This window comes from Paenibacillus cremeus, assembly GCF_007786445.1.
Taxonomy (GTDB): Bacteria; Bacillota; Bacilli; order Paenibacillales; family NBRC-103111; genus Paenibacillus_G; species Paenibacillus_G cremeus.
Window position 1 is genome coordinate 1 of record NZ_VNJI01000035.1, and the last position, 13,229, is coordinate 13,229.

Sequence of the window (13,229 nt, forward strand, 5' to 3'; positions counted from 1 at the left end):
CCACCAATTCATTGATTTGCCGCAACAAGTTATCCTTCGGCACGATGATGTTGTACAGCTCGGAGTATGGACTTAACATAATTGTCTGCTGTTTTTGAATCACTCGGCTCACCCTATTTCCCCATAATTCATCAGTATACAGGAAAAAAGGTACAGCCTCCTCGGTTTCCTTGAGGAACTATACCTTTTTAAGAGACTTTTTCAGTGGCCTCGTGGGAATCACGGGCTTTTTTTGCTTGTGCTAGTGTACAAAACATAGTAGATAGGCAGCATAAGAATAAGGATCATCAAATAGAATAGCCATGAGAGAGTAGATGATTCATCAGCTTTAGTTTCGGTTAAATGAGATGAAGGACAAGCTGAGCGTTTCCTGGGGGCTCCCTTGACGTCTCTATTCAGTTCATAGGTTTTGATTAAGCGCTTACCTGATCCTGTGAAATGTATCATAACAAGCTGAAAACAATATTTTCAAAGGGTGGATGGAGATGCTGGAGATTCAATCGTGCTATGTGAAAGATCTCGACAGGAATTGGACGTTGAATAATATTTCAAGTCCATACCATTTGCTTGTATTTTTTACTAGTGGTCGCTTAATTTACTGGATTGACAACGAACCGATCCCACTTCAGAAAGGTGAAGTCTTATTTGTTCCAGAAGGCTTGGTCCGCACCGGACGCGCTATTGAATATCATCAAAGATATGCTGCGTTCTTCAAGGTGCAGAATAGTGCACGCTCTATGCTACCCATATTAAATAAAAAGCAAGCCTTCAAATTGAAGGTTCAAAATTTCCCTTACTTTAAACAAAGGTTTTCCTTATTAAACCATCATTGGCTAATGAAGGGGGCCTATTACAATACCATTTGTAACGCAATTCTGCTGGAAATGCTCGGCGTGGTTAATTCTGACTTGGATGAAAAGGAATTTAGCTCGAAGAAAATAAAGCTGGTCATAGAACTCAAAAATTATATTTTAAAGCACTACAATGAGCCGATAAAGCTGAAGGATCTTTCCGAGTACGGCGGGAAAACACCTAATTACATTTCCTCTATTTTTAAGGAGGTAACGGGCTTTACGCCGATTGAATATCTTCATGACGTTAGAATTTCCATGGCCAAGGATATGATGCTGTCCAAAGGAATGTCCATTCGGGAAATCTCAGAGGAAACGGGATTTTGTGATCAAGCCTATTTTAATCGCGTGTTTCGTAAGCTGAGCGGGTGCTCTCCCACTGACTTTCTAAACGAAAAATCCAGCTGATCCGAAAGGCGAAACGGAAAAATGATTAAATATTGTAGGATTATACAAATAGACAGAGATCGTTAATGGTGCAGAGGGGAAAAAGAAATTATGCTAACGATGTAAGGATAAGCCCTTAGCTATTGGGTTCACGAGCCGATCGGGCCCGCAAACACTTTTCTATCGGAGGTATTATCAAATGGACCAAACTTGCCTGCAGTACTCTTTAACCGAGGAAGAACGTAAACAATTTGATGAAACCGGTTATTTGATCCTGGAGAATGCCTTGTCTCCGGAGCATGTTTCAGCGTTGACCAAGGAAGTGGACCGCATATTCGACGAGCACGTTAACGATGGACACGATACAACGAAAGCTTTATTTCATCCAAATTTTATTCCTGACCATCCATTGTTTCTCGATCTGGTTGATTATGAGAAGGTACTGCCTAAGGTATGGGGAATTCTTGGCTGGAATATTTACTTGTATCATGCCCATATGATTGTTACTCCACCTACTGGACAAGAGCCTAGTGACAAAACCTTCGGCTGGCATCAGGATAGCGGCCGTATGAATATCGAAATGGAAACCGATCCAAGACCCCGGATGTCGCTGAAGGTAGCGTATTTCCTGTCGGATTTATCTGAAGCTGGACGCGGTAACTTCTGGATCGTTCCGAACAGCCATCTGAAGAATACGGTGCAGCGTCCTGAGAGTGGGTTCGGGCAGCTGGAAGGAGCCATCCCGGTTTGCGTGAAGCCTGGCACGGCAGTCTTCTTCGATCGGCGTTTGTGGCATACTGCAAGTCCGAACTGGTCAGACATTACGCGCAAGGTCCTCTTCTACGGTTATGGCTACCGCTGGATTCGAACGAAGGACGATATGACGGTTCAGAGCTTATGGGACAAGTCCGATCCGATACGCAGGCAGCTTCTCGGGGCGGGTACGAATTGCAATGGATATTATACGCCTACTGATCAAGATGTTCCCCTTCGCGAATGGCTTAAGGAATATGCCCCAAGTCAGGTGAAATAGGAGGTAGGATCCGGTATGTCGATCAATGAAGACACGGTAATACAAGCTCCATCTATTTTTCAGCCAGGCCAGAAGCGGGTTAAACCGGGCATTATTGATTGTGATGTTCATCCCATTCCGAAGAGCTTGGATCAAATAAAACAATATATGCCGAAATTTTGGAGGGATCGCTTCCGTGGAGGCGGAAGGGGGCTGTTTTACGGCAATCCGTTTCATGGCATGCGTCAGGATGCGAATCCGCCTAATGGCGGTCCGGCAGGCTCCGATCCGGATTTTATCAGGAAGCAGCTGATTGAAGAAAACAACATTAAGACAGCTATTCTGATACCGCGGGAAAACAGCTGCCAATTTCCTGATTTAGATTACGGCAACGCCATTGCCTCCGCTTACAATGAGTGGATTGCGGATACATGGATTGGACCGGATAATCCGGACGGAGTATTCAAGTCCTCCATTGTGATCAATCACAGCGACCCCGTTCACGCAGCAAAGGAAATCGACCGTTGGGCTGATCATAAACATATCGTTCAAGTAACAACCGATTCCGGCGCGAGATTTCTAATGGGCCATCGAAACTTCCATCCGATCTTCGAGGCGTGCTGTCGACACAACCTGCCGCTGGCGATTCACCCGGGCTTGGACGGGATCGGCATTAATATTCTTCCGTCCCCGGGGAATCCAAGCCATTACATTGAATGGCATACCTGTATGTCTCTCAGCTTTATGGCCCACCTGGTCAGTCTTCTGACCGAAGGTACCTTTGAACGTTACCCTGATCTTCGCATTGTGCTGGTTGAGGGCAGCTCAACATGGCTTGTTCCTTTAATGTGGCGTCTTGATATGGAATACAAAGCGCTGCGCGTGGAAATTCCATGGGTAAAAAAGCGTCCTAGCGAGTATCTGCGCGACCATGTGCGATTAACCTCCCAGCCGCTTGAGCGGCCGGATAACGATGAAGATTTGCTGCACATGCTGAGAATGATGGATGCGGAGCATTTACTAATGTTCTCAAGCGATTACCCTCATTGGGATTTCGATAACCCCAAGCTGGCATTCCCCAAGCTTCCTGAAAAGCTGTATAACCGAATCTTTTTTGAGAATGCGGAAGAATTCTATGGCTCAAAGTTAAGTTCATAAAGTACGAATCGGAAAGGAGAGGAGGAGGAGGCATGGCAAAGCATATCATTGCGAGTACAAACGAAATTTTGCCCGGTCAAAAGAAGATTGTATCGTTAGAGGGAATTTCCATCGGAGTTTTTAATGTTAATGGTGCTTATTTCGCAATCAAAAACAGCTGCCCTCACCAGCAAGCTCCGCTATGTGTAGGGAAAGTGTCCGGCACGACGCTACCATCCAAACCAGGCGAATTTCTGTATGGGCGGGAGGGAGAGGTTATACGCTGTCCTTGGCATGGCTGGGAGTTTGACCTTACAAACGGCCATTCCCTCTTCGACCCTAATCGGTGTTGGGTAAAGACTTACGAGGTCGAAGTGGGACAAGTGGAAGAAGAGATACCCAAGCTGGAAACGTATCCGGTTGATGTGGAGGAAGAACGAGTCATTGTCACCATCAACAGATAGCTTGCATTAGAGATTGGGATCGACCGAGCTTATTGTTTAGGAGGTAAACACGTTGGCCAAAACCAAGCGGGGCATAATCGATTGCGATGTGCACCCCTACCCGAAAAACAGGGAAGAAATCAAAGCCTTCTTAAGCCAGCCATGGAAAGACCGCTACAATAGCAGCGGTAGAGGCTTCTTTGGAAATCCGGTGCATGGAGAAAGATTGGATTCAAGGCCGCCAAGTGGCGGTCCTGGGGGCTCCGACCCAGATTTTCTTCGCGGACAGCACATTAACCACTATGGAATCGACCATTGTATTTTGTTACCTAGAGCATTTTGCAATTTACACCCAGACCCGGATTTTGCTACAGCGATTGCAGCTGCTTATAATGAATGGCTTGCAGCCACCTGGTTAAGCGAGTACAACAGCGATGGTGTATTCAAGGGCTCGATTACCATTGCCCACCAAGATCCGCAGGCCGCAGCAGCTGAGATTAAACGCTGGGCGGATCATCCTCATTTTGTTCAGGTCATGACGGATTCGGGCGCACGGGCACCGTTCGGGCAGCGGCAGTATTATCCCATCTATGAGGCATGCGAAAAGTATGGACTCCCGCTCGCCATTCATCCCGGCACGGACGGAATGGGGATCAATATTCAGCCTACACCGGGCTATCCCACCCACTACATAGAATGGCATACTTGTCTGTCGCTAGGCTTTCAAGCGCATCTGGTCAGCTTTTTAACCGAAGGTGTGTTTGAACGGTTTCCAGGGCTGAAGATCGTGCTGGTTGAGGGTGGAGTAGCCTGGCTGCCCGCATTGATGTGGCGGCTTGACGCCGAATATAAAGCTTTGCGATTTGAAGTGCCTTGGTTGAAGAAACGTCCAAGCGAATATCTTCGCGAGCACGTTCGGCTCACCTCCCAGCCATTGGAGCGCCCGGATCAGGATAAATATTTGCTCCAGACCTTAGAGATGATGGATGCCGAGCATATACTAATGTTTTCCAGTGATTACCCCCATTGGGATTTCGATTCACCTCAATTAGCATTTCCTAATTTGCCGAAAGAGCTGCACCAGCGCATATTTTCGGATAATGCGAGAGCTTTGTACCGACTGTGATATCAGAGATGAATGAAGCAGAGATACAGATTTATTGAGGAGGGTTATGTTTGACTGGTGTAGATATATCGCTGATGGAATTGGAACGATTGACGCTTCATTTGCTTCAAGCCATAGGATTAAATGAAGAGAATGCAGCAACGGTTACTGAAGTCTTCCTGAGGGCTACTTATCGGGGAGTAGGCCATCATGATGTGTATGAGCTTCCCGGAAGGTTAGCCGGACTTGAAGCAGGCAAGGTGAAGGCCAATCCGTCCATTACAAGGATTAACAAGTACCACGCGTTGGAAAATTATGAGGGGGATAACGGACTAGGAGAGCTTTGCGGCATGTTCATCATGAGAAGAGCGGAGCAGCTGGCCGACGAGTATGGAATTGGGCTTTGCGCGATACGTAACACCCATCATTTATTAGCATCAACGCCTTATGTAGAGGCTGCTGCGGATAACGGTTATATCAGCTATATCGTTACAAGGGGAACCCCAACCATGGGAGCCCCGGGCAGAATTGAAAAGGTCATAGGCACTAGTCCCATGGGATACGCGATTCCAACAGAGAGTGGTAATCATATCATGTTCGACGCCTGCCTTGCTTATGCCTCCAATGGTGTGCTGGCCGAAAAAGCAGCGGCAGGAGTAAGTGTACCATCCTACTGGGGGCTTGATTCTGAAGGAAGAGCAACAGAAGATCCTGCTGCTATAGCCAAAGGAACTAGACAGCCGATTGGTGCTCATAAAGGCTTCGGGCTGACCATTTTAGGTGAAATCCTCACTGGCATTCTTTCAGAGGGCCAAATTATTGATGAGCAGCAGCCCGGTACCGGACTTGTAGGCATGCCCTCTCACACTGCGATCTGCATCAAGGCAGATGGACTTTTAGGACAGCGCCAGCTCACACAGCGGACGACTGAAATGGCGAACCGAATGGAGGCCAGAGCAGCCGGTCTTCAGCTTCCTGGACAGCGTTCTGCAAGAAGCAGGAAACAGATCATCAGCAAAGGCACAATTGAACTGCGTCCCGATCTGGTTAAGAAGCTCAATGAGTGGGCTATCAAGCTTGGTGTTGTGCCGATCATTTTATCTTAAGGGGATGAATGGGATGCAAAGACGTGGTTTCAGAGCAATAGCTCCATGGCTTTCTGTAGCTTTGATTTCATCTGTACTTTCGGCATGTACTGGCTCGCAGTCGGCTAGCGATGGGAAGGGCAGCACAGACAATGCTCCGACGGCCAGCAATAAGCCTTTTAAATACAGCACGATGGTATCTACGTTCGCTGAAGTGCCGGATATGAAAAACCAGTTTTGGACACGCTTTCAAAAGGAAAATAATCTGGAGATGGATGTTCAGTGGATACCCGATCCTGAGTTTCAAACGAAACTAAATTTAGCGATTGCCTCCGGACAACTGCCGGACGTAGTTTCAGCTCAAAATCCTAATGATGTGAATACGATGAATGCCGTTGATAAAGGTGTATTTTGGGATTTGGGGCCTTTTCTGGGCGATTTGAGCAAATATCCGAATTTGAAAAAAAATATACCTGAAGCGGCTTGGAAATATTCTAAGTACAAAGGGACTTATTATTTTATCCCAAGAGCAAGGGCGCAAATTAATACAGGCTATTTGATCCGCAAGGATTTATTGGATGAAGTAGGTTTGCCGGTGCCGCAGACTACCGATGACCTGTATAACGCTCTGAAACAAATCAAGGCCAAGGATACAAGCGGCAAACTGATCGGGACGCTTTTCTTCGAAAATATGGCCTCTGCGTTCGGCTCCTTCAATCCGCAATATAATGCTGAAGGAGGACTTTACAGGAATGTGCTGACGGACGGCTATACCAAAATGGTGGAATGGTACCATAAATTATACCAAGAGGGTCTGATGACTCCTGAATTCTCAGCGGTCAAAGGGGCGGAGCCGGATAATTTCTTCGCTGCAGGCAAAACGGTGTTCCATACGAAGAACTTCTGGCATCAATACCGAATGGAGCAAGAAAATAAAAAGCTGAAGCCAACGGCTAAGGTGGAAATCGTTCCCTTTATCAAAGGACCTGGCGGTGCTGCTGCCTACTTGGAGCCAGGCTACACCGGCGGACTTTTCATTCCGAAAAGCGTCCCCGAGGACAAGGTGAAAAAGCTTCTTGACGTCTTCAATCTTGCAGCCGGTGACGAAAATTCGAAAGCTTTATTCTATGGATATGAAGGAACACATCATAAAGTGGAAAACGGGAAATACATCATGTCGGATATCGGGTTGAAAGAAATTCAAAGCTTTACTCCCGATCCGTTTTCAATAAAAAGAAATGAATGGGATAAAGTAGACAGCCCTCTTGCACCGATTGAAGTCGATTTGGCCAACCGTGAAAAAGTGAAGGTCTTGTATAATACGTTAACGGTCGACCCGTTCAAAATCATCAGTTCGCCAACTTGGACGGCGGAATGGCCGAAATACTCGGATGAATTCGAAAAGAAACGAACAGAAGCCATCATGGGGAAAATCAGTATGGACGATTATAAAAAATTTATCGACGGATTAAGAAATAATGCTGCTCTGAAGAAAGCTTTCTTGGAACAAGCCCAAAGCTATAAGGAATATTTCGGCAAATAACTTGGAGAGTAGAGGCATCCAGTCAACCCGTACGGAGCGTTGTTAAGCCGTATGGGTTGACCATCGCTATTTTTATATGGAAGGAGTTTGGGGAATGAAAACTCAAGAGGCCGTTTTGAATAACCGTACGGAAAAAGAACGACTACGCATAAACTCACGTTCACTCTGGTCGAATTATGTTAAATATCGCTATATGTATCTGCTTGTGATTCCGGGCTTCCTTTTTTTCGTTATCTTTAAGCTAGTGCCGATGTGGGGATTATTAATCGCCTTTAAGGATTATAATCCAATTGTCGGTTTTCTTAATAGCCCGTGGGTGGGCTTAAAGTTTTTTAGCGAGATGTTCGCCGATGAGCATTTTTACATTATGCTGCGGAATACGCTGCTAATCAATATATTCGGTCTTGTTTTTTTCTTCCCGGTGCCTATCCTATTGGCTATTATGCTGAACGAAGTGAGGCATGAAGTTTTTAAACGTATCAATCAGTCTTTAGTCTATATGCCGCATTTTTTATCTTGGGTGGTTATAGCCAGCCTTACCTTCTTTATTTTGTCAGTCGATGTAGGCTTGATCAACAAGCTAATTCGATTATTAGGCATGAAGCCGTACTCCTTCTTGAATGACGTAAATTTATTCTGGGGCTTGCTGACGGCTCAAAGTATTTGGAAGGATGCGGGCTGGGGAACTATCATCTTTTTGGCCGCCATTGCCGGTGTGAATACGGAGAGGTACGAGGCAGCAGTAGTGGATGGAGCGAGCCGATTCAGACAAATCTGGCATGTAACCTTGCCGGCTATACGCCCGACCATCGTCATCCTGCTAATTCTCCGTTTAGGGCACATGACGGATGTTAATTTCGAGCAAGTGCTGTTGATGATGAATCCGCTGGTGAGAGATGTGGGAGACGTATTTGACACTTATGTATATAACAACGGAATATTACGCGGGATGTACAGTGTAGGCGTTGCCGTCGGATTTTTCAAGGGGCTTGTCGGATTGGCTCTTGTAATGGCTTCAAACTACGTTGTTAAAAAGATGGGACATGAAGGTATTTACTGAGATGCTTACCTACTAAGCTTTAATAAAGCAAAGTTCTAGTAAGGAGGAAAAAGATGAGCTTTGTTCATCAGAAAAAAGTTACCCTATTCGACGTAATTAACTATACGCTGCTGGCCATCATCTCAGCCATGAGTTTGTTTCCATTTCTTTATGTACTGAGCGTGTCCTTGACTCATAGGTCCGTTTATATTCCTTATGCATTGCGGTTATTTCCCGAGAAATGGTCACTGGGGGCGTACGCTTACATTCTGTCTTCCAATAGCTTTGAGAACGCACTGCAGAGTACCGTATTTATTACAGCTGTGGGTGCTTTATTAAATATTGCCTTTACTTTCACCATGGCTTATGGGCTGACGGAGCGGAAATTGCCTCACCGCAGATGGATTTATGGACTTGTTGTGTTCTCGCTTGTATTCAGCGCCGGAATTATTCCCAGCTTCCTGCTTGTTAAGGAATTAGGCTTAATGAACTCTTATTGGGCTTTAATTATTCCTGTGTTAACCAATTCCTGGAGCTTGATTGTTGTAAAAAGCTTTATGAATAGCTTGCCTGTGGAAGTCATTGAATCGGCCAAAATCGACGGTTGCAACGAGCTCGGAACCTTTTTCCGAATCATTCTGCCTTTATCTAAGCCTGCCCTTGCAGCCTTCGTGCTGTTCTTTGCCGTATCTCACTGGAATACTTACTTTAACGCACTGCTCTATTTGACTGATGCTAAAAAGTGGACGCTGCAGGTGTTAGTTAAATCCATGGTCCTTGACAACAGTGCCAAAACCATCGGTATGGAAGCTTCTATTGGCGATGCATCTCCACCGTCAGAAACAGTCCGCTCGGCTTCAATTGTCCTTTCCATATTACCTATTCTTGTCGTCTATCCATTTTTGCAGAAGCATTTCGTCAAGGGGGTTATGATCGGCTCTGTCAAAGGCTAGGATTTGGCAGCGCTCTCACAAGAGCGGTATAGTTATAATGTTAGGAAGTATTCCATACGGAAAAGGAGGAGCAGACCTGCCGAGGTGGCAGGCTTTTTCCCTTTGTCCCTTTACCTAATCCGTTAGTTTGAAGCTAGCAAACGCATGGTGTTGCCAAAGTGATCATTCGTCCTGGCCAGCGCTGAGGCTGCTTCTTCCGCCGTTATGCCGTATTTCAGCATCAGAATGGCGATCCGTGCATCTCCATTGGCTTGACTGCAAATGGCGGCTGCGGTTTCTTCCGCTGCACCGGTCGCATCCGTAATAATTTTAATGACGCGTTTGCGCAGTTTAGCATTCGTTGCTTGTACATTGACCATCAGATTGCCATACACTTTGCCAAGCATGATCATGGTCGTGGTGGTAATCATGTTCAATACCATTTTAGTGGCCGTACCCGCCTTTAAACGCGTGGAGCCGGTAACAATCTCCGGGCCGACCGGTACTTCAATGGCATACTGTGCTGCAGTGCTAACCTTTGTATTCGTATTGCAGCTAAAGCCGATGGTCACTGCACCGATGCGCCGGGCCTCCTCCAAAGCGCCGATCACATAAGGGGTTGTACCGCTGGATGCGATTCCAACGACCACATCACTAGGCGTGATTTGGGCGCCGATATCTCTTTTGCCCGCTTCATGATCATCTTCGGCATTTTCCACGGATCTCGTAATCGCTCCCGGACCACCGGCGATGATGCCGACCACGAGACTTGGATCGACACCGAACGTTGGCGGGCATTCAGAGGCGTCCAGGATACCGAGCCGGCCGCTCGTTCCCGCGCCGATATAATAGAGGGTGCCGCCGGCCTTTAAGGTTCGGGCGATCGCTTCAATGGCCGTCGTGATTTGTGGTAGTGCTGCTTCTACAGCCACCGCTACCTTCTTGTCCTCTTGATTCATCAATTCAACAATTTCATTCACACTCATAGAATCGAGATGCTGCGAGTGCTCGTTCCTTTGCTCTGTAACCGTCAATTCGGAGTTCGAAGGCGTCATGATGGTTCCTCCCAATCGTTATCTTAAGATACTAGGCAGTTCTGCTAAGGTATAGATCACGTGAGACGGAGTATAGGATTCCGGAAAGGGGGTCGAACTCAAATAAGCCGACTCCTTCTTCAATTTTTCCTCGCTTATTTGCAAAAAAGACTCCGTACGAGGCCGCTCATGAGGAGCCAGTGGTCGTAAACAATCTGGTAGGTTGTGATAGATTAATATCGAATAAACGTTCTTATGATTTGCCAAAAATACATCGTGATCAAGCCGGTCCCCCACATGAGCGACAATGGTTCCCGATTCCAGCAGCGCGCGGAAAATACCTTCATTCGGCTTGCCGCAACCCGCGATTTCGGGCGTAATAATCTCGTCGAAGCATTCACTGAGCCCAAGTGCTTTCATCACGGGGAATTGATATTTGTAAAATCCGTTGGTTACGGTCGCCAGACTGTAGCCTTGCTGCTTCAAGCTTTTTAAAGTGGGGATAATGGTTTCCTCCAGTAAATAAATCTTGGGAGCCACCGAATGCTTGATGACCAGCTGCTCTATATCGATCTCCAGCTCCAGCTGAAGCTCCTTTAGCAGCTGACGGAGCATATCATCCCAATCATAGGCTTCGACCGACCGATTTTGCGACATTCTTAGCTCATGCTCCCGCACAAGTGATTCCGTTGAATTGTATGTTGTATTCAATTGCTGTTCAATCAACTGCTTGACTTCAGGAAATACCCATTTGCCAAACGGATTTTGCATTAACGTTCCATCCAGGTCAAACGTGATCCATCGTTTCATTATTTCACTGCTCCTGTCGTCATGCCTTCAATAAACTGCTTAGAGGCAAATAAAAATGCAATAATCATCGGAAGGGAGGACAGCGTCAACCCACAAAACAGCAAGTTCCATTCCGTGTCATTCTCACCGAACAAGGTCAGCATCCCCAGCGGGATCGTGCCAAGCTTGGTGCTTTTGATAAAAATCAGAGGATAAAAGAAGTCATTCCAGACCTTAATCAAATCGACAATACATATGGTTGCGATCGCCGGTCTCATCAAGGGCAGCACAATTTTGTAGTACACCTGAAAATCGTTGCAGCCGTCGATTTTGGCACTTTGATCCAGGTCCTTGGGCAAGGTTCGGAAAAATCCGAAAAATACGAACACGGCAAAAGAAATATGTCCAGCTACATAAACGACAATCAGCGCAGTCAGGGTATTAATCAGCTTTAGCTTTAACATCATCATGTACAACGGCGAAATTGCAAGCTTCATCGGCAGCATTAAGCCAAGCATGAAGAAAAAAAGCAGGATGCCGTTCCAACGGAAGGGGTATCTAGCGAGATAAAAGGCCGTCATCGAGGAAACCACGACGATCAGAGCGACGGAAACCAAGCTGACATATAAGCTGTTTAGGAAGTAATCGGCAAAATGGACCTTCTTCCAAACGGAGACATAATTCGTAAACGAAAAGCTGGTCGGCAGCGAGAGCGGTGAAGCCATAATTTCCAGCTTTGATTTAAAGGAGGACGCGATCATCAAAAACACGGGATAGATCGATAAAAACGCGAATAACGATAAAATCGCATATTTGACCGTTTGCTGCAGCCGCAGTACCATGATGGACCTCCATTATCATTTTTTGCGTAGCATGTCTGTCATTAATGCTCAACTTCCTTGCGTTTGAAGAAGTACATCGAAATCGCGGTGGCAGCGGAAATCAGAACTAACAAAACGACGGCAAGTGCAGAGCCGATCCCGATGGAATCTCCGCCGCTCACGGAACCAAAGGCTAGGCGATAAAAATAAAGCCCCAACACATCGGTCGAATAGTAAGGTCCCCCGGATGATCCCTGCATCGCAAATATGAGCTCAAACGTTTCAAATGAACTAATGAACGTTAATATCGTCATAATCATAATAGATGGCATGGCCAGCGGAATGGTGATTTTCGTGACCATTTTCGTGCCTGAAGCACCGTCAATGCGGGCTGCTTCATAAACCTCAGCGGATATGGCCTGTAGTCCGACAAGAAAGATCAGCACAGCGAAGCCAAACCCGTACCAGCTGTTGACGAGAATAATCGAATACAGTGCGGTATGTGGGTCTCCAAGCCAAGGCTTTGCCAATTCGCCTAATCCGATAAAGCTTAAAAACGTGTTTAAAGCACCATAGGTAGGATTTAAGATAAGACTGAACAAAAAGCCGACAACAATGACGGAGAGCAGCTTGGGAATAAAGAAAACCGTTTTGAAAAATTCCTTGCCTTTCATTTTGCTGTTGATCAGCATCGCCAGCAGAAAAGCGACGACCATCTCGAAAATGATCATGCCGGCAAAATAGATGACATTATGGCTTAGCGCCCTGGTGAACATTTCATTAAAGGGGGATTCAGTAAACAGCCTGATGAAGTTTTGAAGTCCGATAAATTTGTCTCTGACTAAGCCCTTCCAGGAGAACAAGCTGTTTAGCAGTGCTTGAACGATCGGATAAATCATAAAGCCGACATAAAAAATAAGGGCAGGCAGCAAAAAAAGATGCACCATGTGCTTGGCTAAATTTCTTTTTTTTATAACGGCCGGTTTCATCGCATTCATAGTCTGCTCCTTTGCTTTGGTAAAAAAAGTGTGGGAGGGGCCGAGCCCCAGCC

General features: G+C 46.2%; 13 protein-coding genes. 9 read left to right on the forward strand and 4 right to left on the reverse strand.

Features of this window, described 5'->3' with window-relative positions; translation table 11 throughout:
- Nucleotides 1–485: 485 nt before the first annotated feature.
- From FPZ49_RS23070 to FPZ49_RS23110, 9 genes are all read left to right on the forward strand, one after another.
- On the forward strand, nt 486–1,259 hold the full coding sequence (locus tag FPZ49_RS23070; RefSeq protein ID WP_186446024.1) for a helix-turn-helix domain-containing protein: 774 nt from the start codon (nt 486–488) through the stop codon (nt 1,257–1,259).
- Nucleotides 1,260–1,437: 178 nt separating this feature from the next.
- Complete coding sequence (locus tag FPZ49_RS23075) at nt 1,438–2,271, forward strand: phytanoyl-CoA dioxygenase family protein (RefSeq protein WP_144851492.1); 834 nt, start codon at nt 1,438–1,440, stop codon at nt 2,269–2,271.
- A gap of 15 nt (nt 2,272–2,286) precedes the next feature.
- A complete protein-coding gene (locus FPZ49_RS23080) occupies nt 2,287–3,408 on the forward strand; it encodes an amidohydrolase family protein (protein ID WP_144851494.1) in 1,122 nt (373 codons plus the stop codon).
- Between the two features lie 32 nt (nt 3,409–3,440).
- Complete coding sequence (locus tag FPZ49_RS23085) at nt 3,441–3,851, forward strand: Rieske (2Fe-2S) protein (protein ID WP_144851496.1); 411 nt, start codon at nt 3,441–3,443, stop codon at nt 3,849–3,851.
- Nucleotides 3,852–3,903: 52 nt separating this feature from the next.
- Nucleotides 3,904–4,956, forward strand: a complete 1,053-nt coding sequence (locus FPZ49_RS23090; RefSeq protein WP_144851498.1) for an amidohydrolase family protein — start codon at nt 3,904–3,906, stop codon at nt 4,954–4,956.
- Nucleotides 4,957–5,006: 50 nt separating this feature from the next.
- A complete protein-coding gene (locus FPZ49_RS23095) occupies nt 5,007–6,041 on the forward strand; it encodes an Ldh family oxidoreductase (protein WP_144851500.1) in 1,035 nt (344 codons plus the stop codon).
- Nucleotides 6,042–6,054: 13 nt separating this feature from the next.
- Nucleotides 6,055–7,563 (forward strand): extracellular solute-binding protein, encoded by a 1,509-nt coding sequence (locus tag FPZ49_RS23100; RefSeq protein ID WP_186446025.1) that lies wholly within the window; start codon nt 6,055–6,057, stop codon nt 7,561–7,563.
- Nucleotides 7,564–7,657: 94 nt separating this feature from the next.
- Nucleotides 7,658–8,623, forward strand: a complete 966-nt coding sequence (locus FPZ49_RS23105) for an ABC transporter permease (RefSeq protein ID WP_144851504.1) — start codon at nt 7,658–7,660, stop codon at nt 8,621–8,623.
- Between the two features lie 53 nt (nt 8,624–8,676).
- Nucleotides 8,677–9,555: a carbohydrate ABC transporter permease gene (locus FPZ49_RS23110; protein WP_144851506.1), complete on the forward strand. Its 879-nt coding sequence runs from the start codon at nt 8,677–8,679 to the stop codon at nt 9,553–9,555.
- Between the two features lie 122 nt (nt 9,556–9,677).
- On the opposite strand, the gene murQ is transcribed toward FPZ49_RS23110, so the two are convergent.
- The 4 genes from murQ to FPZ49_RS23130 are packed head-to-tail and all read right to left on the reverse strand — an operon-like array spanning nt 9,678 to nt 13,176.
- On the reverse strand, nt 9,678–10,589 hold the full coding sequence (murQ, locus tag FPZ49_RS23115; RefSeq protein WP_144851508.1) for an N-acetylmuramic acid 6-phosphate etherase: 912 nt from the start codon (nt 10,587–10,589) through the stop codon (nt 9,678–9,680).
- 18 nt (nt 10,590–10,607) lie between these two features.
- Nucleotides 10,608–11,378 (reverse strand): HAD family hydrolase, encoded by a 771-nt coding sequence (locus tag FPZ49_RS23120; RefSeq protein ID WP_261381557.1) that lies wholly within the window; start codon nt 11,376–11,378, stop codon nt 10,608–10,610.
- Nucleotides 11,378–12,199: a carbohydrate ABC transporter permease gene (locus FPZ49_RS23125; RefSeq protein WP_144851512.1), complete on the reverse strand. Its 822-nt coding sequence runs from the start codon at nt 12,197–12,199 to the stop codon at nt 11,378–11,380. Before FPZ49_RS23125 ends, FPZ49_RS23120 begins: the two co-directional genes overlap by 1 nt.
- 41 nt (nt 12,200–12,240) lie before the next feature.
- Nucleotides 12,241–13,176 (reverse strand): carbohydrate ABC transporter permease, encoded by a 936-nt coding sequence (locus FPZ49_RS23130; protein ID WP_186446026.1) that lies wholly within the window; start codon nt 13,174–13,176, stop codon nt 12,241–12,243.
- Between the last annotated feature and the right edge of the window lie 53 nt (nt 13,177–13,229).

Coding starts and splice junctions, on each gene's coding strand:
- FPZ49_RS23070 (WP_186446024.1), top strand. CDS start 486: ATGCTGGAGATTCAATCGTGCTATGTGAAAGATCTCGACAGGAATTGG.
- FPZ49_RS23075 (WP_144851492.1), top strand. CDS start 1,438: ATGGACCAAACTTGCCTGCAGTACTCTTTAACCGAGGAAGAACGTAAA.
- FPZ49_RS23080 (WP_144851494.1), top strand. CDS start 2,287: ATGTCGATCAATGAAGACACGGTAATACAAGCTCCATCTATTTTTCAG.
- FPZ49_RS23085 (WP_144851496.1), top strand. CDS start 3,441: ATGGCAAAGCATATCATTGCGAGTACAAACGAAATTTTGCCCGGTCAA.
- FPZ49_RS23100 (WP_186446025.1), top strand. CDS start 6,055: ATGCAAAGACGTGGTTTCAGAGCAATAGCTCCATGGCTTTCTGTAGCT.
- FPZ49_RS23105 (WP_144851504.1), top strand. CDS start 7,658: ATGAAAACTCAAGAGGCCGTTTTGAATAACCGTACGGAAAAAGAACGA.
- FPZ49_RS23110 (WP_144851506.1), top strand. CDS start 8,677: ATGAGCTTTGTTCATCAGAAAAAAGTTACCCTATTCGACGTAATTAAC.
- murQ (WP_144851508.1), bottom strand. CDS start 10,589: ATGACGCCTTCGAACTCCGAATTGACGGTTACAGAGCAAAGGAACGAG.
- FPZ49_RS23120 (WP_261381557.1), bottom strand. CDS start 11,378: ATGAAACGATGGATCACGTTTGACCTGGATGGAACGTTAATGCAAAAT.
- FPZ49_RS23125 (WP_144851512.1), bottom strand. CDS start 12,199: ATGGTACTGCGGCTGCAGCAAACGGTCAAATATGCGATTTTATCGTTA.
- FPZ49_RS23130 (WP_186446026.1), bottom strand. CDS start 13,176: ATGAATGCGATGAAACCGGCCGTTATAAAAAAAAGAAATTTAGCCAAG.